General features: G+C 56.5%; 24 protein-coding genes and 2 tRNA genes. 5 read left to right on the forward strand and 21 right to left on the reverse strand.

The window, feature by feature from the left end; translation table 11 throughout:
- Nucleotides 1-143 precede the first annotated feature (143 nt).
- On the forward strand, nt 144-1,700 hold the full coding sequence (locus soil367_RS09410; RefSeq protein ID WP_136548863.1) for a methyl-accepting chemotaxis protein: 1,557 nt from the start codon (nt 144-146) through the stop codon (nt 1,698-1,700).
- A 135-nt stretch (nt 1,701-1,835) separates the two neighbouring features.
- Here soil367_RS09410 and soil367_RS09415 read toward each other — a convergent pair whose 3' ends face one another.
- The 10 genes from soil367_RS09415 to soil367_RS19120 form a co-directional block, all read right to left on the reverse strand.
- Complete coding sequence (locus soil367_RS09415) at nt 1,836-2,189, reverse strand: zinc ribbon domain-containing protein (protein WP_136548864.1); 354 nt, start codon at nt 2,187-2,189, stop codon at nt 1,836-1,838.
- Between the two features lie 3 nt (nt 2,190-2,192).
- Complete coding sequence (gene fmdA, locus soil367_RS09420) at nt 2,193-3,425, reverse strand: formamidase (protein WP_136548865.1); 1,233 nt, start codon at nt 3,423-3,425, stop codon at nt 2,193-2,195.
- 157 nt (nt 3,426-3,582) lie between these two features.
- The gene (locus tag soil367_RS09425) at nt 3,583-4,626 is read right to left on the reverse strand and encodes an AAA family ATPase (RefSeq protein ID WP_136548866.1); all 1,044 of its coding nucleotides are present in this window, start codon (nt 4,624-4,626) and stop codon (nt 3,583-3,585) included.
- Nucleotides 4,627-4,674: 48 nt separating this feature from the next.
- A complete protein-coding gene (locus soil367_RS09430) occupies nt 4,675-5,721 on the reverse strand; it encodes an aliphatic amidase (protein ID WP_136548867.1) in 1,047 nt (348 codons plus the stop codon).
- Between the two features lie 74 nt (nt 5,722-5,795).
- Nucleotides 5,796-6,485: an urea ABC transporter ATP-binding subunit UrtE gene (gene urtE / locus soil367_RS09435; RefSeq protein ID WP_136548868.1), complete on the reverse strand. Its 690-nt coding sequence runs from the start codon at nt 6,483-6,485 to the stop codon at nt 5,796-5,798.
- A gap of 2 nt (nt 6,486-6,487) precedes the next feature.
- On the reverse strand, nt 6,488-7,246 hold the full coding sequence (gene urtD, locus soil367_RS09440; protein WP_136548869.1) for an urea ABC transporter ATP-binding protein UrtD: 759 nt from the start codon (nt 7,244-7,246) through the stop codon (nt 6,488-6,490).
- Nucleotides 7,246-8,439 (reverse strand): urea ABC transporter permease subunit UrtC, encoded by a 1,194-nt coding sequence (gene urtC / locus soil367_RS09445; RefSeq protein WP_136548870.1) that lies wholly within the window; start codon nt 8,437-8,439, stop codon nt 7,246-7,248. The genes urtD and urtC overlap by 1 nt, the downstream gene beginning before the upstream one ends.
- A 9-nt stretch (nt 8,440-8,448) precedes the next feature.
- A complete protein-coding gene (urtB, locus tag soil367_RS09450) occupies nt 8,449-9,375 on the reverse strand; it encodes an urea ABC transporter permease subunit UrtB (protein ID WP_136548871.1) in 927 nt (308 codons plus the stop codon).
- 84 nt (nt 9,376-9,459) lie between these two features.
- Nucleotides 9,460-10,683, reverse strand: coding sequence for an urea ABC transporter substrate-binding protein (urtA, locus tag soil367_RS09455; protein WP_136548872.1), 1,224 nt, complete (start codon nt 10,681-10,683; stop codon nt 9,460-9,462).
- A 122-nt stretch (nt 10,684-10,805) separates the two neighbouring features.
- Entirely contained in the window at nt 10,806-10,934 is a 129-nt protein-coding gene (locus soil367_RS19120; protein ID WP_281283901.1) for a hypothetical protein, read from the reverse strand.
- 47 nt (nt 10,935-10,981) lie between these two features.
- Between soil367_RS19120 and soil367_RS09460 the strand changes: the two genes are divergently transcribed.
- Together soil367_RS09460 and soil367_RS09465 are read left to right on the forward strand one after the other, a co-directional pair.
- Nucleotides 10,982-14,365 (forward strand): hybrid sensor histidine kinase/response regulator, encoded by a 3,384-nt coding sequence (locus soil367_RS09460; protein WP_136548873.1) that lies wholly within the window; start codon nt 10,982-10,984, stop codon nt 14,363-14,365.
- Nucleotides 14,352-15,260, forward strand: coding sequence for a response regulator transcription factor (locus tag soil367_RS09465; RefSeq protein WP_136548874.1), 909 nt, complete (start codon nt 14,352-14,354; stop codon nt 15,258-15,260). The genes soil367_RS09460 and soil367_RS09465 overlap by 14 nt, the downstream gene beginning before the upstream one ends.
- Before the next feature lie 140 nt (nt 15,261-15,400).
- Here soil367_RS09465 and soil367_RS09470 read toward each other — a convergent pair whose 3' ends face one another.
- The 6 genes from soil367_RS09470 to soil367_RS09495 are packed head-to-tail and all read right to left on the reverse strand — an operon-like array spanning nt 15,401 to nt 19,731.
- Nucleotides 15,401-16,417, reverse strand: coding sequence for an Acg family FMN-binding oxidoreductase (locus soil367_RS09470; protein ID WP_136548875.1), 1,017 nt, complete (start codon nt 16,415-16,417; stop codon nt 15,401-15,403).
- A gap of 1 nt (nt 16,418) precedes the next feature.
- Nucleotides 16,419-17,573 carry a serine hydrolase domain-containing protein gene (locus soil367_RS09475; protein WP_136548876.1) on the reverse strand — a complete coding sequence of 385 codons (1,155 nt, stop codon included), beginning with the start codon at nt 17,571-17,573 and terminating at the stop codon, nt 16,419-16,421.
- Nucleotides 17,570-18,412: a type II CAAX endopeptidase family protein gene (locus tag soil367_RS09480; RefSeq protein ID WP_136548877.1), complete on the reverse strand. Its 843-nt coding sequence runs from the start codon at nt 18,410-18,412 to the stop codon at nt 17,570-17,572. The genes soil367_RS09475 and soil367_RS09480 overlap by 4 nt, the downstream gene beginning before the upstream one ends.
- A gap of 14 nt (nt 18,413-18,426) precedes the next feature.
- On the reverse strand, nt 18,427-19,218 hold the full coding sequence (locus soil367_RS09485; RefSeq protein ID WP_136548878.1) for a MipA/OmpV family protein: 792 nt from the start codon (nt 19,216-19,218) through the stop codon (nt 18,427-18,429).
- Nucleotides 19,219-19,243: 25 nt separating this feature from the next.
- A complete protein-coding gene (locus soil367_RS09490; protein WP_136548879.1) occupies nt 19,244-19,462 on the reverse strand; it encodes a hypothetical protein in 219 nt (72 codons plus the stop codon).
- Nucleotides 19,456-19,731 (reverse strand): efflux RND transporter permease subunit, encoded by a 276-nt coding sequence (locus soil367_RS09495; RefSeq protein ID WP_136548880.1) that lies wholly within the window; start codon nt 19,729-19,731, stop codon nt 19,456-19,458. Before soil367_RS09495 ends, soil367_RS09490 begins: the two co-directional genes overlap by 7 nt.
- 480 nt (nt 19,732-20,211) lie before the next feature.
- Here soil367_RS09495 and soil367_RS19200 point away from each other — a divergent pair, with 480 nt between their 5' ends.
- Both soil367_RS19200 and soil367_RS09505 read left to right on the forward strand, forming a co-directional pair.
- Nucleotides 20,212-20,448 (forward strand): type II toxin-antitoxin system Phd/YefM family antitoxin, encoded by a 237-nt coding sequence (locus soil367_RS19200; protein ID WP_136548881.1) that lies wholly within the window; start codon nt 20,212-20,214, stop codon nt 20,446-20,448.
- Nucleotides 20,448-20,900 (forward strand): type II toxin-antitoxin system VapC family toxin, encoded by a 453-nt coding sequence (locus soil367_RS09505; protein WP_136548882.1) that lies wholly within the window; start codon nt 20,448-20,450, stop codon nt 20,898-20,900. Before soil367_RS19200 ends, soil367_RS09505 begins: the two co-directional genes overlap by 1 nt.
- Nucleotides 20,901-21,392: 492 nt before the next feature.
- Here the strand turns inward: soil367_RS09505 and soil367_RS09510 are convergent.
- The 5 genes from soil367_RS09510 to uvrY form a co-directional block, all read right to left on the reverse strand.
- Nucleotides 21,393-21,466 (reverse strand) — tRNA-Cys (locus tag soil367_RS09510).
- A 119-nt stretch (nt 21,467-21,585) separates the two neighbouring features.
- A tRNA-Gly gene (locus tag soil367_RS09515) sits at nt 21,586-21,661 on the reverse strand.
- Between the two features lie 154 nt (nt 21,662-21,815).
- On the reverse strand, nt 21,816-22,373 hold the full coding sequence (gene pgsA / locus soil367_RS09520) for a CDP-diacylglycerol--glycerol-3-phosphate 3-phosphatidyltransferase (RefSeq protein WP_136548883.1): 558 nt from the start codon (nt 22,371-22,373) through the stop codon (nt 21,816-21,818).
- 3 nt (nt 22,374-22,376) lie between these two features.
- Complete coding sequence (uvrC, locus tag soil367_RS09525) at nt 22,377-24,242, reverse strand: excinuclease ABC subunit UvrC (RefSeq protein WP_136548884.1); 1,866 nt, start codon at nt 24,240-24,242, stop codon at nt 22,377-22,379.
- Entirely contained in the window at nt 24,226-24,876 is a 651-nt protein-coding gene (uvrY, locus tag soil367_RS09530; RefSeq protein WP_136548885.1) for a UvrY/SirA/GacA family response regulator transcription factor, read from the reverse strand. Before uvrY ends, uvrC begins: the two co-directional genes overlap by 17 nt.
- Between the last annotated feature and the right edge of the window lie 237 nt (nt 24,877-25,113).

A 25,113-nucleotide genomic window follows, 5' to 3' on the forward strand; every position in this document is an offset into this window, starting at 1 on the left:
CTAGGCCGTTACGTAATGTACGTAGATCCAACGAGCAGGAGAGAACTACACTTTAGCGGAAAGCTGCCGATACGTACCTGAGCGCGATAGTAATCACTGCTGTGCGGTTTCTCTATTCTTCTTAGCCGAGAACAATTACTACAATGAGACAGAACCTTCCAGTCACGCAGACCGAACGGCGATTTCAAGTCGGGCAGAAACTCATCTCTTCGACCGACCTCAAAGGCAAGATCAAACACTGCAATGACGCCTTCGTAGAGATTAGTGGTTTCAGCAGGGATCAGCTGATTGGTCAGCCTCATAACATCGTTCGGCACCCGGACATGCCCGCGGCGGCATTTGACAACGTATGGTCGCACCTGAAAGCCGGCAAGCCGTGGATGGGTCTCATCAAGAACCGCTGTAAGAACGGCGACTTCTATTGGGTGAATGCCTACGTTACGCCTATAACCGAAGGCGGCAAAATCGTTGGCTACGAATCAGTGCGTTCCTGCCCTGCGCGTGAAGATGTCGAGCGCGCGTCCCGTCTTTACGCAAGAATCAACAGCGGCAAGAAAATAGCGAAGCCGCTCGATCATGTATCGGTTCCCCTGGTGCTACTTACCATCACCACCTGCCTCGCCGTCGGGGCTGCGGTCGCACAGCATTCCAACGTGGCCATCGGCCTGCTCATGCTGGCGCTGGTCGCGTCTGTTACCTGGAAACAGCTGACTGAGATGCGTTTTCAAGCTGACCTGAAGCAACTGTTACACGGTAGTTTCACCGACGTGCTGGCCGCGAAAAGCTTCACCGATGATCGCAGGATCGACACCGGGCAGATCAAGGTTGCTGTCATGGCACAGCGAGCTCACCTGGATACTGTGCTGACGCGCATTGAAGACTCCGCGTCCCAGGTCAGTTTGCGCTCGATGGCCGGTATGGAGCTTGCGCAGGAAACCCAGGATTCCCTTAACAGGCAGGCTGCGGAAACGGCTCAGGTCGCGGCAGCGGTGCACGAGATGTCGACTACAGTCGCGGAAGTTTCTTCCAATGTTCAGGCCACGGCAGCGAAGGCGGAGGAGTCCCGCAACCAGACTGTACAAGGCCGTAAGGTAGTAGAAGCAACCCGTTTGGCGATCGAGCAGCTGAAAGAGACCGTCGACGGCATTCGAGTATCGGTTTCGGAACTCGCCGAACAGAGCCACAACATTGCTTCGGTGGCCGGTATCATTGAGCAGATCGCTGAGCAGACCAATCTTCTGGCCCTGAATGCGGCCATAGAGGCTGCGCGAGCGGGTGACCACGGCCGGGGCTTTGCGGTTGTGGCTGATGAAGTTCGTGGTCTTGCACGACGAACCCAGGAGTCGACCAAAGAGATCCACAAAATCGTGGACACACTGGTCAGCCGGTCTGAGCAGTCGGTTTCAGTTGCTACAGCAGGCGCTGAAGCTGCGACAACAGGTCTCTCAAAGATGTTCGAGACCGAGAAAACGCTTGTTGGCATAGGCGATGCCGTGAGTGAAATAGCCGACATGGCGCTGCAGATGGCCGCTGCGGTCGAAGAGCAGGCTCAGGTGTCAGACCAGATAAACGCCCAGGTCGAGAACATTTCGGACCTTACCCAGCAAAACCTGACCAAGAGCCAGGGCTCAACCGACAGCGTCAAAGAATTGGGTAATATCGCCAGGGACATGCACGAACTGGTAGTGCGGTTCAAATAGCTGCCTCCCAGTCGCCGGTTTCTGAACCGCGGTGAGAAAATCGTGGAAGAAGGCCCGTCCCGGAGCCCTTTGTATTTAGTCGCCAACGTCAGGCGACTGGGACTCCAGGACTGGGCCGCATTTCCTAAGCCTCAATCAATGACTGATCATCCAGGGGCGCATTGACGGGAACATCTTGTTTCCATCCGCCGTGTAGAAGAGCTGGTGTTTGCCCTCAGGCTTTTTCATGCACCCACAGGCCTGACGGTGCTCCGCGTCATTACTCCGACGGTCCGCCGTGGAGAAAACCGGTTCGTGCCTCGCTTTTTCATTCCGGGCCCTGGCCTCTCTGCCTGCCGGGTCCATCAGTGCCAGCTCCGGTGGCAGCACAATCACCCGGACTGAAAGCGCCTGACATACAGGACACGGTTTCGGGTTCGCCGCCTCTGCCATCATGCCCAATTCCTGGAACAAGCCGTGTTCGCGGCACTTGTAATCATACAGAGGCATGGCTCACCCCTTGTCCGGCGACAGCGGGACGTCGGTTCCTGGCTTGACCTTTTTGGTCGGGCCTTCCGCCGTCGGATTGATGTCAAAGTCGAAGATTTCCGTCGGTAGCCAAAGCGTGGCGCAGGCATTGGGAACGTCCACTACGCCGCTGATATGGCCCTCAACCGGAGCGCAACCGAGCAACGCGTAGCCTTGCGCCGGGGTATAACCGAACTTGGTCAGGTATTCGATGGCATTCAGGCAAGCCTGGCGATAGGCGACCTGAACATCCAGGTAGTGCTGCTTGCCCTGCTCATCCACCGAAATGCCTTCAAAAATCACGTAGTCTTCGTAGCGGGGCTTGATCGTGCTGGGTTTGAAGATCGGGTTTTTGATCCCGTACTTGGCCATCCCGTCCTTGATCAGATTGACCCGCAGGTGGATCCACCCGGCCATTTCGATGGCTCCGCAGAACGTAATCTCGCCGTCACCCTGGCTGAAGTGAAGATCGCCCACGGAAAGGCCACCGCCTTTAACATAGACAGGAAAATACACTTTAGAGCCACGGGACAGGTCTTTGATGTCGCAGTTACCGCCATGCTCTCTAGGGGGAACTGTACGGGCGCCTTCCGCCGCGGCCTGTTTCGCCGCGTCGCCGGCGAGCTTGCCAAGGTGCGCCGTTTCCGCATAGGGCAAGTTGGCCAAACCAGGGACCCGGTCAGGTTCGGTGTCGTAGAGCTCCTTCTCCCGCCGGTTCCACTCATCCAGCATTTCTTTAGAAGGCAGACAACCAATGAGGCCAGGATGGATCATGCCGGCGAATTCCACATTGGGGATGTGGCGTGATTTGGTGAACATGCCATTGAAGTCCCAGATGGACTTCTGAGCTTCCGGGAAGTGTTCCGTCAGAAAGCCGCCCCCGTTCTGCTTGGAGAAAAAGCCGTTGAACCCCCACTGGCTCTCCTTGAAAGCGCCGATATCGAGGATGTCGACCTCAAGCAGGTCTCCTGGTTCTGCCCCCTGCACCCCAACCGGGCCGGAAAGAAAATGCACCTGGGTCAGGTCAACATCGCGGACGTCGTCTGCGCTATCGTTGTTCTTGATCTGACCACCCGTCCAGTCGTAGCACTCCATGATGAAGTCGTCGCCGGGCTTGACGGTCGCGATCATGGGAATATCAGGATGCCAGCGGTTGTGGATATTCTCGTTCTCGTAAGCAGACTTGCTGAGGTCAATCTTTACAATAGTTTCGGCCATAACGGGCGCTCCTTGGATCAGGCTTGCAGGTTCAGATGCCGTTGCCTTTCCGTCTGTGACGGATGCTCAATGACCACTCCACTATCTGCCATCACGGCCGTGAACGACTATTCGCCGAATGCCCAAGCTGCCTACGTCATTTGACGTAAAAAAACGACTATCTGACGCAAGGCGAAACGACCAGTGCGCCCTCGCTCAGCGTCGCTTCGAAGTGGTTGCGGTGCGGATGGTCCAAAAGTGCCCGGGCGATCGCGGGCTCCAGATACCGGCGTGACGCCCTGAGCATTTCCCGTGCGCCGTAACGGGGGTCAAACCCGGCACACAGGAAAGCCCGGGCTGACTGCTGGATTGTCAGCTCAGCCCCTTTGCGAAGCAGCCGTCGGTTGAGTGCCCGCAGCTCCTTATCCAGCAAGTCGTCGAGCCAGGCGCGGGACAGACTGCTGAACGACAGGGTCTGGTCAATGCGATTGAGGAACTCCGGGTCAAAATATTTGCGAAGTGCCTGTTCCCGGACCGCGTCAACATCCGGCGGGCTTAATCCGAGGCAACGCCGCCAACCCTTGCCGTACCGTTGCTGGAGGGCCTCTGCCTCGGCCGCGCCAGCATTGCTGGTCATGAAGATGAGAGTGTTGCGAAAGTCGATTTCCTTCAGGCCGGAAGGTAAAACAAGACGTCCGGTATCGAGCACGTTGAGCAGCGTCCGGTTCACCTCGGGGCTGGCTTTCTCGATCTCATCGAAAAGCACAATACCCGGCTTGCTATAACTGCCCTGCACTTTGTCGGGATCAAACAGGCTATGGCCTTCCCGACTGCCGACATAGCCCGGTGGCGCACCCGTCAGCGCTGCGGCGTAATGCTCTTGAGCCAGTGTGTTCATGTCGATGCGGCAGAGGCTGTCCCGATCGCCGTGAATGGCCTCCGCCAACAACCGGACCGTTTCAGTCTTACCGACGCCGGTTGGTCCCAGGAACAGGTGAACCCCGAGGGGACGGTGCTCATCGCCGATATCTGCTTTAACCCGCACCAGCAGGGCTTCCATCGCGGCAAGTATCGGGTCCTGCCCCACAATCTGATCGCGCAGGACCTGCATCACCTGCTCCGGCTCGAACCGGAACCGGGAAACCCGAACCGCTTCCCCCGGGGGCTGGCTGTTCTGGACGGAAGACCTTGTTGCGTCCAGGCGCTCGTTGATAAAGGGCATAACGAGTATCCCGTGGTCAGGGTGAGAGGACAGGACACCAGAACCGCGTTAAGCGCCCGCGCTTTTCTCTTTGCCCGCCACCGGCAGGCTACCCACCGGGCATTCTGCGACACCGGTGGTTCTGCGCGTCATGGCTTCCACATCCGCTTGTGCCTTCTGTGCGTCCATCACCCAGGTCCGATAGAAATCAAAAGGACAGTCGGCCACGCCCTTGTCGCCGTCGCCCGAAGCCTGGATGCCGCTGTAGCCCCGGTGCAGGAGCTTGAACAGGTGATTCTGGGACTGGTCATTTTTCCGCGCATCGCGAATCTGGCTGAGTGAAAGCTGGGCGTACTGAACCCCCATATCCTCCTCGCCACACTCCCCCAGTGTCCGCCCGTCGAACCCGATCAGGGCGGAATGCCCGAAATACGAATATACGCCGTCGAAGCCAGTCGCATTGGCGACCGCGACGTAGCAGTTGTTGGCCCATGCCATACACTTGGCCATCATGATCTGTTGCTCTTTGGCGGGATACATATAGCCCTGGCAACGGACAATCAGCTCCGCGCCTTTCATGGCACAATCGCGCCAGATCTCGGGGTAATTGCCGTCGTCACAGATAATCAGGCTGATCTTCATCCCCTTCGGGCCCTCGGTGACATAAGTCGTATCACCGGGATACCAGCCTTCGACCGGGCACCAGGGAATGCACTTGCGGTATTTCTGGACGATACTCCCCTCGTTATTGATCAGAACCAGCGTGTTATACGGCGCCTTGCCCGGGTGCGCCTCATGCTGCTCCCCGGTCAGAGAGAAGACACCCCAGGTATTCGCCTCCCTGCAGGCCTGGGAAAATATCTCCGTCTCATCCCCGGGAATACTGGCTGCGGTGGCCATCATCTCTTCGTTGTCATACATAATGCCCATGGTGCTGTATTCGGGGAACACCACCAGATCCATGCCCGGAAGCCCTACCTTCATACCCTTGATCATCTCGGCTATATTACGGGCGTTATCGAGCACCTCTGCCCGCGTATGCAGCCGCGGCATTTTGTAATTCACGACCGCCACACCGACGGTATCGTCACTACTTGAAATATCGCCATGTCTCATTTCGCTTCTCCCCGGAAACTCTTTGCGTACGGCAAGCCGTGCGAGGCTGCCCTTCGTATAAAACAGCCAGACCGTCAGACAGACAGATAGCTGGCAATTTTCTGCTGGTCGGCACCCTCACGGCTTTCCTGGTGCACGATGTCTCCCTTTTCGATCACCAGAATCCGGTCTGCGGTGTCCATAACGAAGCTCAACACCTGCTCGGACACCACTATCGACAACCCCCGCTGATCCCGAATGCGTCTTAGCGTTCGGGCAATGTCCTTGATGATGCTGGGCTGGATACCCTCAGTCGGTTCATCCAGCAGTAACACCTTGGGTCGGGTCGCAAGAGCCCGGGCAATGGCCAATTGTTGCTGTTGGCCGCCGGAAAGGTTGCCTCCCCGTCGATGCTGCATTTCCTTCAGCACTGGAAACAGCTCGTACAGGTCTTCAGGAATTCGCTTCTCGCCGACCGCGGCAAGACCGGTTTCAATGTTTTCCTTCACGGTCAGGGTGGGGAAAATCATCCGGCCCTGGGGCACAAAGCCGATGCCAGAGCGAACCCGCTGGAAGCTTTTCATGGCTGTAAGGTCGATACCGTTCAGGGAAACCTGGCCGCCCCTGGACGGTGTCATTCCGACCAGCGACCGCATCAATGTCGACTTGCCCATACCGTTGCGGCCGACGACAGCTACGATCTCGTTATCGGCGACCTCCAGATTGAGGTCATTGATGATTGTGCTTTGGCCGTAGGCCACCGAGTGATGGGTAACATTCAGCATGATCAGTGCCCCAGATAGACTTCGACGACTTTCGGGTCAGCTTTAACGTGTTCAATTGACCCCTCGGAAATAACCTTGCCCTGGTGCATGACCGTCACACGGTCAGCAATGTTCTCCACAAACTGCATGTCATGCTCTATAACCAGAACGGTATGTCGGGTTGTAATGACCTTCAGCAGTTCAGCTGTCTTCTTGCGCTCCGCTACGGACATCCCGGCAACCGGCTCATCCAGCATCAGCAGTTCGGGTTTCTGAATAAGCAGCATGCCGATTTCCAGCCATTGCTTCTGGCCGTGGCTGAGCGAAGCGGCAGGCTCGTTAAGCATCTCCGACAGGAATATGGTTTCTGCTACTTCCTCAATGGCTTCCTCCACAGCGCTGTCCCGCTTGAACGCGAGCGCGCCCATGACGGTGTGCCCGCGTGGATACGAGACCTCAAGATTCTCGAATACGCTCAGGTCCTCAAACACCGAGGGATTCTGGAACTTGCGCCCCACCCCGGCGTGGACGATCTGATGTTCTCTCATTTTTGTGAGCTCCCGACCCTTGAACCTGATCGAACCGCCAGAGGCTCGGGTTTTCCCGCAGATAAGGTCCAGCACCGTGGTCTTGCCGGCCCCGTTCGGGCCGATGATCACGCGGATCTCATTCGGGTCCAGATAGAAGGAAAGATCGTCCACGGCCTTGAAGCCATCGAAAGAGACGGTCAGCCCTTCGACTGCCAGCAAAAACTCATTGCTCTGGATTCGCTTTGCGTTCATCAGGATTTCTCCGGGCTGAACCGATCGCTCAGCAGGTTCGCGTTTTTGTCGGTACCCGAAGCCTTGCCCACAGCTTGGCGCGACGCCGTCTTCTCAGTGGCCTTACGGCGGAGTAAACGCTTTTCCAGCGGAATGACGTAGGTCGAGTAGAGCCCCGCGAGGCCATTGGGAAAGGCCAGCACGACGCCAATAAACAGCGCGCCCATCGCGAAAGGCCAGAGTTCCGGGAAAGATTCGGAGAAACCGCTTTTTGCGGCATTGACCAGCAGGGCGCCATACACGGCCCCCAGGATGGACAGCCGACCGCCCAGGGCACAGAAGATCACCATTTCGATGGAAGCAACAATGCCGATGAAGGAGGGCGACATGAATCCAACGAGGAGCGTGAACATGGCTCCGCCAACACCGGCAAAGGCCGCTGCCAGGCAGAATACAAATATCTTGAAAGAGGCGACGTTATAACCGGAGAAGCGCACCCGCGTTTCCTGGCCGTTCATCGCTACCAGGATGCGACCCAGCTTGCGCTTTTCTACAAGCCGCGCCACTAACAGGCACAGGAACAAAAGGCCGACGCATACGAAATACAGGATGGTTCTGGCCTCGTCGGTACGGATACTCCAGCCCATCAAGGTGCGAAGGTCCGTTATGCCGTTGACGCCGCCGGTATAGCCTTGCTGGCCGATGATCAGGATAGTCAGGATGGCCGCAATCGCCTGAGTGATGATGGCGAAATAGACACCGCCGACCCGGCGCGTGAACATCGCCAGGCCAATGATCATCGCGAGAATTACCGGGACGCCGACCACCGCCAGCACGGTGAACGAGAAGCTGTGGAATGGCTGCCAGAACCAGGGCAACTCGGTGAGCTGATTCCAATCCATAAAGTCTGGAATGCCCGGCGTGGACTGAATGGCGGTAGCCTCCGGGGTGGAGGCTTCCAGCTTCAGGAACATGGCCATGCAATAGCCACCCAGACCAAAGAACACGCCCTGCCCCAGACTGAGAATGCCGGCCTTACCCCAACACATCACCAGACCCACCGCCACGAAGGCATAGGTCAGGTACTTGCCCACCATGTTGAGGCGAAAAGCGTCCAGGCTCAGGGGCAGAATCACCAGCAACAACAGGGCCAGCAGTAGATAATAGATACCCTCACGGGACTTGAACCAGTGCAGTACGGATGCTGATTTCATGCGGCGCTCCTATTTACGAACCTTCAGTGCCATCAGCCCTTCGGGGCGAAGCATCAGAATGCCTACAACCACCAGCAGGGTGAGTACCTTGGCCATGGACCCGCTAAGAAAGAATTCCATGGTGGACTGAGCCTGGGAGATGGAAAATGCGGAGACAATGGTGCCAATAAGACTCTGGGCACCCCCGAAGACGACGACCAGAAAGGTATCGACGATGTAGGCCTGCCCGGACGATGGCCCGGTGGAGCCAATCATGGTGAAAGCGCTACCCGCTATCCCGGCGATGCCGCAGCCGAGCGCAAAGGTTGCGCGGTCGACCCCAGCGCTGTTGATGCCCACAGCCTCTGCCATGGGTCGGTTCTGAACGACTGCCCGGACTTTTCGACCCCACCCGGAGCGATACATCAGCAGATAGATCCCCAGTGCGATGGACAGCGCAATGACCATCACAATCAGGCCATTCAAAGGTAACTCCACCAGGTCAGTCACCTGGATCGAACCCATCATCCAGTCCGGCAGGGTCACGCCTACTTCCCGAGCGCCGAATATGGAGCGGTAAGCCTGCTGCAGAATCAGACTCAGCCCCCAGGTTGCGAGCAGCGTATCCAGTGGTCGCCTGTACAGATGCCGAACCATCGCCCACTCCACAAACGCGCCCAGCGCCGCACAAGCCAGAAAAGCGAAGATCATCGCAACGAAAAAGTAGCCCTCAAACAGGGCGGGCAGGTAGCTTTGAAATACGGACGACGTCAGGTAGGTGGTGTAAGCGCCCAGGATCATGAACTCCCCGTGGGCCATATTGATCACCCCCATCTGGCCGAAGATGATCGCCAGGCCCAGCGCCATCAGTACAAAGACCGAGAACAGGGACAGGCCGGCAAAACCCTGCATGGCAAATATCGACATCAGCTCGCTGGAGCTATAACCATCAAACATGACCCTTTACTCCCCTTCAATGAACAACCTGTCTGGTAAACAGCTGAGCCGGGCCGGCCAAAGCGACCGACCCGGAGTTGCCTGTTACTGATAGCCTTCGGGGAATGGATCGGGTTCCATCAGCTCTGCAGTTTCGTGAACCACCTTGTACTGACCATCGGTTTGAGCAACGCCGATGCGGGTTTTGGACCACAGGTGGTGGTTTTCGTGAACGCGCACATAACCTTCAGGTGCCTTGGTAAGTTCGATGCCGGGTGAAGCTTCCCGAATTTTGTCGATATCAAAAGAACCGGCTTTTTCAACAGCTGCTTTCCACAGCCAGGGACCGAGGTAGGCCGCCTGGGTGACGTCACCGATCACCATGTCCTTGCCGTAGGCCTCCTTGAACGCAGCCACAAACTCTTCATTGTTCGGGTTTTCCAGGCTCTGGAAGTACTTCATGGATGCGTAGATGCCTTCCACGTTTTCGCCACCGATGCCGCGGATTTCGTCCTCAGTCACGGAGATCGTCAGCAGCAAGGGTTTTTCGTCGGTGAAATCAACGCCCGCAGCCTTCATCTGCTTGTAGAACGCGACATTTGAGCCGCCGACTACTGAGGCAAAGATAACGTCTGGCTTGCGCAGCTTGATCTTGTTGATCACGGAGTTGAACTGAGTGTGGCCCAGCGGGTAGTACTCTTCCCCCACCACTTTCAGGCTTTTTTTGTCGATGTGTTTACGGGCGATCTTATTGGAGGTCCGGGGCCAGATATAATCGGATCCCAGCAGGTAGAAAGTCTTCGCCCCCTTTTCCTTCACCGCCCAATCGATCCCCGCGAGTATCTGCTGGGTGGCTTCCTGCCCGGTGTAGATCACGTTGGGGGATTGCTCCAGCCCCTCGTAAAAGGTGGGGTAGTACAACATGCCGTTGTACTGCTCCATCACGGGCAGCACTGCCTTGCGCGAGGCCGATGTCCAACAGCCGAAAATGGCTGCTACGTTATCCTGACGGAGCAGCTTCCGGGTTTTTTCAGCAAATGTCGGCCAATCGCTGGCCCCGTCTTCCTGCACAAATTCAATTTTGCGCCCCAGCACGCCGCCAGATTCATTGATCTGCTGGATCGCCAGTTTTTCCGCCTGCACAGAACCAATTTCGCTGATCGACATGGTCCCGGTGATGGAGTGCAGGATGCCCACGGTGACGGTGTCATCAGTAACCGCCAGGCCCGTGGTATTCACCTCTTCCGTTGGCGGATTCGCTGCCTGTACGGTGCCTGCGAACACCATGGCCGTCGCCAGGCCAAGAAGGCTCTTATGTAGTTTGCCCATGTTCTTTCCTCGAATGGATGAAAAGCGGGTGCTACCGATCTTTCAGATTTGCAGCGCCTACACAGCCATTCTCGGGAAGGAAGCGAAGAGAGCACATTCGACGAACACCTTAGCGAGCTACGTCAATTAACGCATACCGGTGCTCCGACAATACCGCTACAAACCGGTACGCCGAAGCCATTGCCGAACAAGGCCACGGTAGGGATGGCATAGAGTTTGATAGATGTTGTTGCAATAGTGGCGTAGCGCATAAGAGTGCCCTTATTCGGTGCAGCAGCGACCCCCAACAGGAGCACGAATGGCGGCCAAACAGACCATCTTCCGGGTCCGCAGAAATTACAATCAGTGGGTGGCCAACCAGACCCTGGAGGATTACGCGCTGCGCTTTACGGCCAAGAGCGCCCGTAAGTGGTCGGCGGGGCGCGTAAGCCACACCGCACTGGGGGCAATTTCGTTTCTTGCGCTGGAAGCCATTGGTGGCTCAATAACCCTGCATTACGGCTTCACCAATGCGGTAGCGGCAACGATGGTGGTCAGCCTGCTTGTCTTTCTGATCGCTGTACCGGTCAGTTACTACGCGGCCCGCTACGGTGTTGACATCGACCTGCTCACCCGCGGTGCAGGGTTCGGCTACATCGGTTCGACTATCACCTCCCTGATCTACGCATCGTTTACCTTCATCTTCTTCGCTATTGAAGCGGCAATCATGGCCATGGCGCTTGAGCTGTTGCTGGGGATTCCGCTGGTTGTGGGCTACCTGATCTGCGCCGTAGCGATCATTCCGCTGGTGACGCACGGCATCACGACCATCAGCCGGTTTCAGGTCTGGACGCAGCCGCTGTTCCTGGTCCTGCAAATCGCCCCCTTCGTTTTTATTCTCTACAGCGACATTGCCACCGTTACCGACTGGACCCAGTTCCAGGGCGTTGCGCCCGAAGCGGACGGCCGCTTCGACCTGCTCCTTTTCGGTGCAGCCGCCGCGGTTGTGTTCTCTCTCATCGCACAAATCGGTGAACAGGTGGATTTCCTGCGTTTTATTCCTCAACCGACAACCGCCAGTGAACAACGACGCTGGTGGATTGCAGTCATGGCCGGAGGGCCAGGCTGGATTGTGATAGGGATGCTGAAAATTCTGGCGGGGTCTTTCCTCGTGGTGCTGGCGCTTCAAAATGGAATTGCCGCCACCGACGCCGTGGACCCGACCCATATGTATCTGGTCGCTTTCAACTACGTTACCGGGTCTCCAGCAGCATCTCTGGCCGTGGCGGGTGTGTTCGTCATTCTTTGCCAGGTCAAAATAAACGTGACCAACGCCTATGCCGGCTCCATTGCCTGGTCCAATTTCTTCTCCCGCCTCACCCACAGCCACCCCGGCCGGGTAGTCTGGCTATTTTTCAATGTCGGCATAGCGCTGCTGGTGATGGAACTCGGGGTTTATCAGGCGCTTGAGGCAACGCTGGGATTCTATGGTGTAATCGCCATAGCCTGGGTTGGAGCGCTGGTCGCCGACCTGATAATCAACAAGCCCCTCGGACTGAGCCCCGCACACATCGAATTCAAACGTGCGCACCTCTATGACATCAACCCTGTTGGCGTGGGGGCCATGTTTATAGCCTCGGCCACCGGTCTCGCCTGCCACTCCGGGCTCATAGGAGAGATCGCTCAGGCGCTATCCCATTTCATAACACTGGGCGTCGCGCTGGTGGCGGCCCCGCTCATCGCCTGGGCGACGCAAGGTCGTTACTATACCGCCCGGCCAGTCATCCCTATCGCGACCGATTGCTTGTTGCTACGTTGCTGTATCTGTGAACACAGTTTCGAGGCCGAGGACGTCACCACGTGCCCCGCCTATGAAGGCACGATCTGCTCGCTTTGCTGTTCCCTGGATGCGCGCTGTGGCGACCTCTGCAAACCGGGCGCCGGGTACCGTGAACAGCTGGCGGCCGCGCTGACTTTTGTTTTGCCCGACCGCCTGGTGACATTGCTCCAGTCACGCCTGGGGCACTTTTTATCGCTTATATTGCTGATAAACGGTATCACCGGTTCGCTTCTCTCCTTTATCTACTTCAATACACTGACCCAATCCGACGCGGAAGCGTCGCTGATGTCATCAACCCTCTGGCAGGTATTTTTTATCCTGCTGATCGTCACCGGCGTGATCTGCTGGCTGTTCGTACTCGCCCACGAAAGCCGCGTTGTGGCTGAGGAAGAATCGCTGCGCCAGAATCGGCTGCTCGCCGATGAAGTCCGGGCGCATGAGCGCACTGATAAAGCACTGCAGGCAGCGAAGGAGCAGGCCGAAGCGGCAAACGGCGCAAAGAGCCGTTACCTTACGGGGATCAGCCATGAACTGCGCTCTCCCCTCAATGCCATTCTGGGGTACGCACAGCTTCTGGAGAACGACCCGCTGATACCGGCGGCACGCAAAGAGGCACTGGGTGTCATTCGGCGCAGTGGTGATTACCTGGCCGACCTGATTGAGGGTCTCCTGGATATTTCCAAAATCGAAGCGGGGCGGTTGGATTTGCACCGCGACCAGGTGCGAATCGGCCTGCTGATGGAACAGCTGGTCACCATGTTCAAGCTCCAGGCGGCAGAGAAGTCTCTGAAATTCGAGTATAGCTGCCCCTACCCGTTGCCCGAGATGGTCACCACGGATGAAAAACGACTGCGCCAGATACTTATCAACCTGCTATCCAACGCCATCAAATATACCGACCGTGGCTCAGTTGCCCTGAACCTTCGCTACCGGAGCCAAGTGGCAGAGTTCACTGTTATCGACACCGGTGAAGGAATCGCCGAGGAGAACATGGAGCGAATATTCAGGCCGTTCGAGCGCATCCGGACGCCGGGCCAGAGCAGAACCGGAACAGGACTGGGTTTGACGATTACACGCCTGCTTACGGAAATTATGGGCGGTGATATCAGTGTTGAAAGCGAACCTGGGAAAGGCAGTGTTTTTCGGGTGAGCCTTATGCTGTCGAGCATCCACAACCTCAATCCGCGCTCGGTATCTGAGCCGTCCCGAACCATCTACGGCTACCACGGCACCCGACGTAAACTTCTGGTCGTGGATGACGACGACTCCCATCGACAACTGATTCGCGCCATGCTGTCACCGCTGGGATTCGAGATTTGCGAACTGAACAATGCCTTACAGGTGGCCGAGCTACTCGATAAAGAGCTTCCGGACCTGTTACTTCTCGATGTCTCAATGCCTGGACTGAATGGCTGGCAGGTTCTGTCGGACATCCGGCACGATAACGCTACGCTGCCGGTTATTATGGTGTCGGCGGACGCCGAGGAAGGCCACCATGCGACGGACATCCCGGATCTGCACAACGGATACATCATAAAGCCAGTCCGGTTGAGCCTGCTGCTGGATCACATTGCCAGAGTTCTGGGGCTTGAGTGGCGGTACGAGAAATCGGATGAGCCATTGGCCAGTCAGCCTTCACCCCTCAAAACAGAACTCGGTCTACCCCCTGCTCTACAGAGAGATCAATTGGCTGCGCTTGCCCGTATCGGACACCGCAAGGGACTGCTGGAAGCTCTGGACGCCATGAACCATCGGGGCACCGGTTCCGTTTGTTTTCTGGAGGAGATGGTACGGCTGACCAACGATTTTCAATTCGAAAAAATCATTGCCCTGCTTGAGGTAGTCCCGAATGAGGCTTCATGAGAATCCCAAAACCGTAGTGCTTGTTGTGGACGATTCCGTCGAATCCATTCGCATGATAAACGATGCTCTCGAGAACGCGGGTATGACAGTGCTCGTGGCCCTCGACGGCAGCCAGGCCGTTAACATCAGCCATAACATCACACCAGACATCGTGTTACTGGATGCGTTGATGCCGAACATGGATGGATTTGAGACGTGCCGGCTGTTGAAGGAGAAAGCCGGGTTTGCCGATATCCCCATTATCTTCATGACAGGCCTTAGCGATACCGAACACGTCGTCATGGGTCTGAGCTCTGGAGGCGTCGACTATGTCACCAAGCCTATCAACACGACTGAACTGCTGGCCCGCATGCAGGTTCATCTGACCAATGCCCGCATAACCAGAAGCGCCCGGCAGGCGCTGGACGCCACCGGACAGAACCTGTTCGCCACCAATCGTCGAGGTGAGCTGCTATGGAGCACGCCAGAGGTTAGCAACGCCTTGCCCGACCCTTCGCAGCCAGCCGGCCAGCTGCTGCAGGAACAGCTCCGCACATGGTTTGGGCATGGACCGGAGACAGGTCACGCCATACCCCTGCCAGGGGTGGAGCCCACACGCAGCATAGAGTTTCTCGCGTTGGTCGATAATCGGGAGTACCTGATGCGGCTACGCGCTTCTGAGAACCCAAACCAGGCTACGGCCGCCCTTCGCAAGCGTTTTGATCTTACTGTCAGAGAGTCAGATGTGCTTTTGTGGATAGCCAACGGTAAGACCAATCGGGAGATCGGCCAGATTCTGGAAATGAGCCCGAGAACCGTCAATAAGCATCTGGAGCAGGTTTTTCGTAAAGTCGGGGTAGAGAACAGGACAGCCGCTGCTGCAAGCGCGATCAGGCTATTGGCCTTGCATACCTGAGGCCCAGGCAGAGGAATCGTAGTCCTGCCAACCTGGACAGTGTCTGAAGAGCAAGAGCCAGCGCGCTGCCGGAAACAGAGCGAGCAAGCCCAACAGCAGGACTGGCAGGCGCGATTGGGTGAGTAATATGACACAAGGCATCAGCTTGTCCTCAGAACTTCATCCACCGGACGGCGCAAGGATCGTGGCGCTTCAGGCCCACGACCGATTCTCACCATGAGATCCGGCCGTCGATTGCCCACGCCGAGGAAACGGGCGAACTCCGCGCGTATAGGTGCCACCTCAACCGGTTGGTTAATAAAGGCCGTCCTCAAGCCCAGAGCAGTTGCCTGCAGGGCAAGTCGCTCGTAGCAGCGGCCGGCCTCAACCCAATGAGGTTTGTCGTCGATGTCGGAGACCACTATGGCAATGGCGGATGAGCTCCGGATGTTCGTGTAGTCTTTCTGGTTCTGCTTTTTCGCGGAGAACCCGAAGCGCATCGCCAACAACCCAAGCCAGCGGGGTACATCGGGGCTGCCCATGACCGGTCCAAACAGGCCGTCACCGCTAGCGACCGCCTCTCGCGCGCTAAACCGAATCCAGGATTTAAGCTCCCGGGCCCAGGCATCGTCCCGAAATTGGGCAATATTGCCGTCAGACACGTATCGGGCTATCTGTTCTTTTCGGTCGTTATCAGTAAACAACATGATGGAGACGCCGTTTCCCTGCCCCGCTTCCTCCAGTTGGTGCAACTGCTCAGCAGGGAGTTGCGATCCATCGTATTCCACACGGCTGCACTGCCTTTCGGGAATGGCTTCGAACAAGTGCGAACGGAAAGGGGCCGTTTCTTCAAAATTAATCTTTACCCCTGACGTGGAGGCGTCATAGATACAGTGACCTTTTAGCCCCGCCGCTTCGGCTGCCAACAACAGATTCTCGGCGGCACAGCCAAGGCTTGCATAGAGATGGTGGTCATCAGGATCCACAGCGGGACAGCGCCGTGACAGATCCGGAAGAATCCGGATCTGGTTCTTTTCCAGTTTGAAGATCCAGGGCTGGGTGTTGTGGCTGGATGCCGCCAGGGTCGCGTACCGCACCAGGTTTCTGTAATCCTGCGCTACTGTTTCAGGCCCAGGTCGTTGCCAGACTTCCCTGACTCTTTCGGAGTAATTGACCATCTCACTGTCCTTTTACGTACCGGTTGAGAATCGCCTGGGTTATCCCGGCTTCCACCTCCACAAAGCTTCCCTCTTGCCCCATCATGCCAATATCCGAATTGATCTGTATGGCAATCGCGATATCGTATTCCGGGTAGTACCTGAGCGAAGAAACATAGCCGGGTATCCAGCCCCGGTGGCCACGGACCTCGCCAAACTGTTCCGTTGGCTCGATGACCACCCCAAGCCCATAGCTGACACCCGGGCGGTCTTCGCTCACGGCGGCGCCGGTCATCATGGCTTTGAAACTGCCCTCGGAATGCAGTCGACCGGACCAGAGCGCCCTACCCCAGCGGGCAAGATCGACAGCACTGCTAACGAACCCTCCACCAGCGCCTTCCACGGCCGGGTGCCACACCAGAAGGCCCTCTTCATCCAGGGAGCGTTCGGGCAAGCCTAAGGGGTTATCAGCACTGGTGAATCCTGTTGCCAGTCCTGGCAGAAGGCGCTGGTCGGATGGAGTAGTAGCCTCCAGATCAAGCGGCTTCAGGAAGTGAACTCCCACGTAATCCGTCCATGAATCGCCGGTCACGGCTTCCAGAACCTGTGCGGCCAGCAAATACCCGGTATCCGAGTATTCCCAGCCCTCTCCGGGTGCGAACAAGGGGTCGGTGTCCAGTATCAGGCCGATGAGTTGCTGGGTGTCCGGCGCGTCTGCACTGGTGAAGGTCTTCTGGAACAGCGCCTGGAATGCCGGAAGGTAGACGTGGTCAGGTAAACCACCGGTGTGGGTCAGCAGATGACGCAGGGTCAGGCTTTTGTGGTTGGGAAGCCGATGGAACCATTCCCTCTTTCCCAGCCAGTTCGAGATGGGGGAATCCAGGTCAAGCTGCTCTTCTTCAGCAGCGCGCAGAATGGCGGCGGCGACAAAAGATTTGCCAATACTGGCGGCCAGCATGGGGGTGTCTGGCGACATCTGCCTTTTACAATCCGGATCCGCCATGCCGATAGCCAGGGCATGAACGGTGTCGTCAGGACCTGTCCAGGCAACCGTCGCCCCGGGGAAAGCAAAGCGTTCCTGCAGGTCGGTCAGGACCTGGCGCACCTTGCCCTCGGGAGCGCCGTGGGCGAACCCCGCCAGTCCTGCGAGGACAATCAGTAATACGGCCCGGATCATGTCGAGGCTTTCGAGTGAATTGTTGATGGAATCACAGCGGTATAGGCATGTTTGTTGGAAAACATTGCTTCGCGCCGGAAAATCAGAATTAACACGGAAACGCCAATCAGCAGATAGGTATCGTAAGGCTGGGCATCCGGCCACAGCGGATTGCTGAGCTGGAAGTGATACAGCATGGGCCAGAGAATGCTGCCGCCGGTTCTGTTGAAAATGGGCGTCACGATAACGCTCAGGCAAATGTTGCCGATGAAAAAGGGCGCAAAACCCCACCCGCTATGAACCACCCCACTGAGATAGAATGCCGGCAGGTGCCATAAGCCCCAGACCGCGCCTATCAGAATGGCGGCCCAGACCGGGGCCATGTGACGCTGGAGAACAGGTAGCGCCAGCCCTCGCCAGCCCAGTTCTTCCACGGGCCCGAGGAGCAGCATGATTACCATGACCGGCAGAACGGCCGAAATGCCATCCGAGATAACCGATGCCTGCAAGGGCGCGCCCTTGATGAGCGCTCCCAGGAAGAAGATGCCCGGGATACCGATAAGAATGAAGAGCAGCCAGCCGGCAGGAATACGCCATACTCGCAGGCGCCGTAGGTAGAGCTTCAGGCCTGTTGCACCCCGACGATGAAAGATAACAGCCACGGCGGCAATGGCCGGCGCCCAGACGGCCAGAAAAAACAGCGGATGCGTCCCCGATATCTGCCCCAACAAGGCAACCGCAAGCTCATTGAAGAAGATATAAAAGCCGGTGATGCTCCAGGTGATCAGAAAGGTAATGAGAACGAAGGGGATCAATGCGCTCAGGCCGATGCCATCTTCTTCAGGATGTTCGGGAATCATGGGCTACCTCGCGCTCAGAACTGTCTGTTGATCCTGACGAACATGGAGGGTTGTGTGGTCGTTCCCAGCTCCTTGACCAGCGGGCCGTCCGCGGGATCGCCAATCAGTTCTGCGACCTCCACGGCTATCTCTGCCACATAAACCGGTGAAAGGTAATAGATGAACGCGCCCTCCACATAGACCTTGCTGAGTGATGCGCCCGCCGAGAAGGGTTCGACCCCGAGACTTGCAGCCTCAGGGGAACTTACAGAGGACCGCTCATCATTCCACGCTCTGTCGTTCCATCTTGCCCCACCACCAATTAAATACAGGGCGCTGGCGGACGCCTGCCTGAAGTACTGCAATCCGGCTTCCACACTATGTCGCTTTCCATCGCCGATCACGGACGCATGCGTGCGAACCTGGCTGGTAATGTTGAAGATTTCCAGCTTCGGCATAAAACGGTCATCAATGGGTTCCAGCGGTTCAATCTCTCCTTCGTTATCCCTGCCCAGGACAATCTGACCAGAAAAGGTGGCTCCCCAGTTTTCCTGACGAATAAAGTGAACGCCTATTCCATCAATGACGCTGACGAAGAATATGTCCTTATAGGTGGCCTCAAACGACGGAAACGGCAGGACATCGAGTTCGTCAGCTCCCTCATATTCGGGAGCTGCAAAGAGTCCAGCGCCAACTTTAAAAGACCAGTTGTCGTTGTCTGCATCGGAATCGGTTTGGGCAAGAACGTTAAATGGCAAGAACAGGAAACAGATCAGGGCGTTCGATAATATCCGTGGGGGCGAGCGCAGTCGGCTGAACGGAAGCATGGTTCTCTCCTAACCAGGTCAGTTTTCAAGCAAAACGTTCATATCCGTTGTTAGACGGTTTTCGCTGCATGCGCTCGAGAATTCTCGCTGGCACCATCAGAGCGCAGGGGGTGATGATGAGCGTCAGACAGCTGGCGAAGACCAGCCCAAAGACAATGGCTTTCGCCAGGCTAAGCCACCGCTGGGTAATGGGCGCGCCCAAAGCCAGTTCCCGGCTGAACAGGTCGATGTTCATACTCAGCATATGGGCATCAGGACTAGCACAGCTGTAACGGCGGAGAGTACGACCGTGCGCAACCGCAACCGCCCAGTGCGCAGAATAACCCCACGCGGGCCGACAATATGCCTGCGCAGCCGGTCGTGAGTCTCGACCAGATCGATGTAGCCGTTAACGACTACGCCGGCAACGGCGATAATTCCGATCCCGATGACAACAATGGAGAAGGCCTGACTGGTCAGTAGTAGCCCCAGCACGGCACCGATTTCCGTGGCCAGCTCCGCGCTCGACAGCATTAAGAGGAGCACAGCAAGAAAGATGACGCGGCTAAGCGGTGAAAGAAGTTCGTTCCATGAGTCTCATCAGCTTGCCTAAGCAAGGTAGGTTGCGCTTTCAGTTTAGTTCGGCGGGTTAAATCAAACTTGATTGAGATCACAAACGTTGCTGTTGGCAAGTGACGCGTAAAACCGCCCCATTATGGCTAGGAACGGCCCAAATAACCGACATTACTAAGCAGTGAGTGGTTTAGTGGTTTAGTGGTTTGGGGCAGGTCAGAGCCAAGGAGAAAACGACAAAGGCGGACATGAAACGCAGACCATGCGGAATCATTACCGGTTGATCAAGCCGCCCAAGGGGCGAGGACAACGATCAGATTTGAATGGAAACAGAAGGTTTCTGAGTGAGTTAGATAAAACCGAAAAATCTCCAACGGACCTGATTGCTATGGAACTTCTACTAAGAGTACACTTATTGTGTACACAAATAGGGTGAGAATCATGCAAACGGTCAATGTTCGAGAAACTCGGGAGAAGCTCTCAAATCTTTTGGACGCTGTGGCCGCAGGAGAAGAGGTTGTAATTCTGCGCCACGGTAAACCTGCCGCACGCCTAACCGCAGCCTTGCCCGAAAAGATTCAGTTTCCAAACCGTTCGGAACTCAGGGCATCTCTGCCACCCGTACGGGAAAGCTCTGCCCATGCGGTGCGGGAACTCAGAGACGAAGAGCGATATTAATGTTGTACTTCGATACCAGCGCCGTTCTGCCCTATTACAGACAAGAGCAGGCTAGCGATCGAGTTCAAACCTTACTTGAATCGCAGACCAGGCCGGTTCTGATAAGTCATTTGACACAAGTTGAGGTCGCAAGCGCCTTGGCTCGCTGGGTTCGCATGGGGGAGCTTAGCGAGCCTCAGGCAAATCGCATTGAAAGCGCCTTCTATGATGATGTCAGCCATGGGCGCTTCACCCTCTGCCCCATTGAATCAGACCATTATCGGCGAGCCAGCCATTGGATTGGTACACGGAAAACAAGTTTAAGGACGCTGGATGCGCTTCACCTGGCCTGCGCGGAGTCTCACCAGGCTCATTTGATAAGTGAAGACGAGGCGTTGGTTAACGCGGCTGTTTTCTTTGGCATCGACGCCCGCCTTGCCTCAGAGGACGGCGAGCATGGCGGACCGCCTTAAAGCATCTGACCCGTAAGCTTCTCGAACAGAGACGATCAAATCTTTGGTCAGGGCCACCTGGGAACTAACCCATTGTCCCAGAAAGTAGCGTCTTGGGCATTACCCTTCGGACGGCACCGGATGACCGAGCAACACGTTAGACAGGCGCGCTAATGTCGCCAGAAGCGGCAGCGATGTAGAAGTAGAAAAAGACAGGTTTCGATTGACTCTCCCGGCGAAAAGGGCACGCTCGACGCTGAAGTATGTTTGGGGAGCAGGTCAGTGAGCCAGGGCGAGAATGACAAAGGCGGCCACGAAACTGAGGGTATGAGGAAGCACTACCGACTGATAAAGCCGCCGAAACGAGCGAAAACCACCCTCAAAAATCTGCGACAAGATAACCTATAAGGTTCTTTTCAAGCGGTAATGATATCTCAGTAAATTCTCAGTTTATTCTGAGTGCAAATGCTAACAAAGATACGATTTACAAGTGGCGGAAAGAAAAGAAGAAATTGGAGGCGCGGGTCGGAATCGAACCGGCGTTAACGGAGTTGCAGTCCGCTGCATAACCACTCTGCCACCGCGCCTTTAAGGGTCTTGCGTCTATGATTACCACAGAATTTATGGCTAACACAGCACTACAAGAAAAACTGCCGTCCGTTCTCATGATACCAACAGGAAATGTTGGACGAATCGGAGGATAAACTGGAGCGGGAAACGAGACTCGAACTCGCGACCCCAACCTTGGCAAGGTTGTGCTCTACCAACTGAGCTATTCCCGCAAATCTCTGTAAGGCTACCCGTGCACTAGCGATGAGCCCAGGCTGCAAAGGATGGTTACCCCTTCGAAGCGGCGCCTATGATAATTCATCGCTCATCAGTGTCAAGTTTTTTCAGCATCACTGCACGGTTTAAGCCATTGAATTGAATCAGGAGCTAACCGGCGGTGGTCTTGGTCCCAAACTGCCTCCACGCTGCCCTGAGATAAATCACCATGGACCAGAGCGTTAGCACAGCGGCGATATAGAGCAGGCCAAGACCCAGATCAACAATGCCCTGTCCTGGCGGGTTAGCCAAAAGAATCACAATAGAAACCATCTGAGCGGTCGTCTTGATTTTGCCCAGAAACGACACCGCCACGCTGGCACGGCTGCCCATTTCAGCCATCCACTCCCGCAGTGCGGAAATGACGATTTCCCGGCCTATGATGATCATGGCGGGCAAAGTGAGCCAAAGCGTGTGGTGCTGTTCGATCAGAACGGTGAGCGCAGTTGCCACCATGAGCTTATCGGCAACCGGATCAAGGAAGGCGCCGAAGGACGTTGTCTGGTTCCAGCGGCGGGCCAGGTAGCCATCGAGCCAGTCCGTCAACGCCGCCACTGCAAATATCACCGCGGTTGCCAGCGCGCTCCACCCATACGGCAGGTAGAAGACCACCACAAATACGGGAATCATCAGCAGACGGGATAACGTCAGTAGATTGGGAAGCGTCATGTATTACTCGTTGTGTAAGGCGGCATAAACAGTTTCAGCCAGGGGTCGGCTCATGCCCCTGACCTTGGCAATTTCATCAATACTCGCTTTGCGTATTTCCTGAAGGCCGCCAAAATACCTTATCAGCTCACGCCGGCGTTTCGGTCCGACCCCTTCGATACCCTCAAGCGTGGACTGACGACGTTTTTTGTCCCGGCGCTGACGGTGCCCGGTAATAGCAAAGCGATGCGCTTCGTCCCGAATATACTGGATAAGATGCAGAGCGGGCGAATCCGGCGGCACCCGGAAACTGGCATCCGTCAGCGCATCTACCAGCGTTTCCATACCCGCGCGCCGGGTAGCGCCTTTGGCCACGCCAATGAGCGGCACGTCGTCAATGCCAAGTCGCTGGAAAACTTCCCTGGCAATATTCAGCTGACCTTTACCGCCGTCGATAAACACGAGGTCCGGGCGCCTGCCCTCCCCGGTCTTGAGCTTGCGATAGCGCCGTTCCAGAACCTGGCCCATGGCAGCATAGTCGTCTCCGGCTGCGACACCTTCAATATTGTAGATACGATAGTCGCTCTTGAGCGGACCATTCTCATCAAAAACGACGCAGGAGGCCACCGTATTCTCACCGCTGCTATGGCTAATGTCGAAGCATTCCATACGCTGGGGTATCTGTTCCAGTTGCAACAGCTCGCGCAGAGCCAGAAAGCGACGGTAGACTGTTTCTTTATTGGCCAGATGACTGCGCAGCGTCTGCTCCGCGTTGGTCCCGGCCATTTCCAGCCAGCGGCGCCGCTCGCCCCGGACGTTGCTGCGGACGACGACTTCCCGCCCCTGCGCGGCGCTCAGACCCTGGCTCAGGAGATCCGCATCTTCAAGTACTTCCGGCACCAGAATATCTCTGGGAATTTCAGGCGTGGCGTCGCTGCCAAGGTAATATTGCCCGAGAAAAGCGGAGAGGCGCTCATTCAGCAGGCTTTCGACGCCGTAGCGCGGGAAGAAGTGACGCGTACCCAACACGCGGCCGCTACGCACCTGGAGCAGGACAATACAGCTGACGCCGGCCTCCTCCCGTAAACCGTACACATCAGCGTCCCCCGAGGCCCCTTCGATTGACTGTTGTTCCTGTACGTGGCGCAGATGGGTGATCTGATCCCGATACTGGGCCGCGCGCTCAAAATCAAGACTGCGCGAGGCGTGCTCCATGGCTTTCAGAAGGTCTTCAATGATCGCGGGGTTTTTGCCTTCAAGAAACATGGCAGCATGGCGAAGGTCTTCGGCGTAATTCTCGGGCGTGATGTTGTTGACGCAAGGCGCCGTGCACCGATTGATCTGGTATTGCAGGCACGGGCGGGTTCTATTACTGAAAAACGTGTCAGAACAATTGCGTATCTTGAAAAGCTTCTGCAGAACATTAAGGCTTTCGCGCACTGCGGCAGCGCCCGGGTAGGGACCGAAGAACTGCCCTTTGGCGCGTTTGCTGCGGCCCCGGCGGAAAGTCAGGGATGGATATTCTGCATGTGCTGACAGATAAATATAGGGATAGGACTTATCGTCCCTTAGCAGGATATTAAAAGGCGGCCGCAAAGATTTGATCAGGTTCTGCTCGAGCAGCAGTGCCTCGGTTTCACTACCCGTTACGGTGACTTCAATGGTCGCAATACGGCTGACCAGGGCCTGGGTTTTTACCGCCTGGCCGGATTTGTGAAAATAGCTGGAGACGCGGCTCTTGAGGTTTCGGGCCTTGCCCACGTATAGGATCGCCCCGTCCTCCCCAAACATCCGATAGACGCCGGGTCGCTCGGTCAGGCGTTTGAGAAACGGTTTTGCGTCAAAGAGGGGTTGTGCACCTGATTTCGTTTTCTCAGACTTTTCCGGCATCCAGCAGACCTAACCTAACTGCCATAAGGGTTAATTCCACATCGCTGGAAATCCGCAGCTTTTCGAACAGCCTGTAGCGGTAACTGTTTACCGTCTTGGGGCTTAAACACAGCTTATCGGATATATCCTGCACTTTCTGGCAGTCGACAATCATCAGCGCAATTTGCAGTTCCCGCTCGGACAACATATCAAACGGAGACTCTTCAGGTTCGTTGTCACCCAGTTGGCGTAATGCCATCTTCTGGGCGATCTCTGGACTGATATAACGCTGACCGCTGTGGGCCATCCTTATGGCCCGGATCATCTCCCGCAAATCGGCGCCCTTGGTAATGTAAGCGGAGGCTCCCGCCTGCATCACCCGGGTTGGATAGGGGTCATCTGCACATGCTGTTACCGCGATCACTTTGATCTCGTCGTCCAGACGAATAATGCGCCTGATGGCTTCCAGCCCGCCGATCCCTGGCATTCGCAGGTCCATCAGCACGACATCTGGCCGGTTTTCCCGCACCTGGGCGACGGCCTCTTCCCCTGAGCACGCCTGACTTGAGACCTGTATGTCCGTGTCATCTGCGAGCATACGCGATATACCTGAGCGCACCAGTTCATGGTCGTCAACCACCATCACCTTGATCACGAATGCCCTCCCGCTCGTGTCCCATCGCGCAGAGGCGTCAGGTCCGGTTGTTCCTGCTGGAACAAGGCATTCTAGCTGACGACGTCCGCGACGAACATGCTAAAGCGAAGATTGTTTTGCCCAGGCAGGCCCAAAGCTTAACCGCAGTCAGCGTAGTTCGGCGGCTCAGGGACTGCACGCAATGATGAGCACAATGCGGGGCCACTGCGAGCCAACACATCCCGACCGCTGGATCGA

This window comes from Hydrocarboniclastica marina (genome assembly GCF_004851605.1).
GTDB lineage: Bacteria > Pseudomonadota > Gammaproteobacteria > Pseudomonadales > Oleiphilaceae > Hydrocarboniclastica > Hydrocarboniclastica marina.

What these genes read in the sequence shown, in the direction of transcription:
- soil367_RS09410 (WP_136548863.1), top strand. Translation starts at nt 144, where the DNA reads ATGAGACAGAACCTTCCAGTCACGCAGACCGAACGGCGATTTCAAGTC.
- soil367_RS09415 (WP_136548864.1), bottom strand. Translation starts at nt 2,189, where the DNA reads ATGCCTCTGTATGATTACAAGTGCCGCGAACACGGCTTGTTCCAGGAA.
- fmdA (WP_136548865.1), bottom strand. Translation starts at nt 3,425, where the DNA reads ATGGCCGAAACTATTGTAAAGATTGACCTCAGCAAGTCTGCTTACGAG.
- soil367_RS09425 (WP_136548866.1), bottom strand. Translation starts at nt 4,626, where the DNA reads ATGCCCTTTATCAACGAGCGCCTGGACGCAACAAGGTCTTCCGTCCAG.
- soil367_RS09430 (WP_136548867.1), bottom strand. Translation starts at nt 5,721, where the DNA reads ATGAGACATGGCGATATTTCAAGTAGTGACGATACCGTCGGTGTGGCG.
- urtE (WP_136548868.1), bottom strand. Translation starts at nt 6,485, where the DNA reads ATGCTGAATGTTACCCATCACTCGGTGGCCTACGGCCAAAGCACAATC.
- urtD (WP_136548869.1), bottom strand. Translation starts at nt 7,246, where the DNA reads ATGAACGCAAAGCGAATCCAGAGCAATGAGTTTTTGCTGGCAGTCGAA.
- urtC (WP_136548870.1), bottom strand. Translation starts at nt 8,439, where the DNA reads ATGAAATCAGCATCCGTACTGCACTGGTTCAAGTCCCGTGAGGGTATC.
- urtB (WP_136548871.1), bottom strand. Translation starts at nt 9,375, where the DNA reads ATGTTTGATGGTTATAGCTCCAGCGAGCTGATGTCGATATTTGCCATG.
- urtA (WP_136548872.1), bottom strand. Translation starts at nt 10,683, where the DNA reads ATGGGCAAACTACATAAGAGCCTTCTTGGCCTGGCGACGGCCATGGTG.
- soil367_RS19120 (WP_281283901.1), bottom strand. Translation starts at nt 10,934, where the DNA reads ATGCGCTACGCCACTATTGCAACAACATCTATCAAACTCTATGCCATC.
- soil367_RS09460 (WP_136548873.1), top strand. Translation starts at nt 10,982, where the DNA reads ATGGCGGCCAAACAGACCATCTTCCGGGTCCGCAGAAATTACAATCAG.
- soil367_RS09465 (WP_136548874.1), top strand. Translation starts at nt 14,352, where the DNA reads ATGAGGCTTCATGAGAATCCCAAAACCGTAGTGCTTGTTGTGGACGAT.
- soil367_RS09470 (WP_136548875.1), bottom strand. Translation starts at nt 16,417, where the DNA reads ATGGTCAATTACTCCGAAAGAGTCAGGGAAGTCTGGCAACGACCTGGG.
- soil367_RS09475 (WP_136548876.1), bottom strand. Translation starts at nt 17,573, where the DNA reads ATGATCCGGGCCGTATTACTGATTGTCCTCGCAGGACTGGCGGGGTTC.
- soil367_RS09480 (WP_136548877.1), bottom strand. Translation starts at nt 18,412, where the DNA reads ATGATTCCCGAACATCCTGAAGAAGATGGCATCGGCCTGAGCGCATTG.
- soil367_RS09485 (WP_136548878.1), bottom strand. Translation starts at nt 19,218, where the DNA reads ATGCTTCCGTTCAGCCGACTGCGCTCGCCCCCACGGATATTATCGAAC.
- soil367_RS09490 (WP_136548879.1), bottom strand. Translation starts at nt 19,462, where the DNA reads ATGCTGAGTATGAACATCGACCTGTTCAGCCGGGAACTGGCTTTGGGC.
- soil367_RS09495 (WP_136548880.1), bottom strand. Translation starts at nt 19,731, where the DNA reads ATGCTGTCGAGCGCGGAGCTGGCCACGGAAATCGGTGCCGTGCTGGGG.
- soil367_RS19200 (WP_136548881.1), top strand. Translation starts at nt 20,212, where the DNA reads ATGCAAACGGTCAATGTTCGAGAAACTCGGGAGAAGCTCTCAAATCTT.
- soil367_RS09505 (WP_136548882.1), top strand. Translation starts at nt 20,448, where the DNA reads ATGTTGTACTTCGATACCAGCGCCGTTCTGCCCTATTACAGACAAGAG.
- pgsA (WP_136548883.1), bottom strand. Translation starts at nt 22,373, where the DNA reads ATGACGCTTCCCAATCTACTGACGTTATCCCGTCTGCTGATGATTCCC.
- uvrC (WP_136548884.1), bottom strand. Translation starts at nt 24,242, where the DNA reads ATGCCGGAAAAGTCTGAGAAAACGAAATCAGGTGCACAACCCCTCTTT.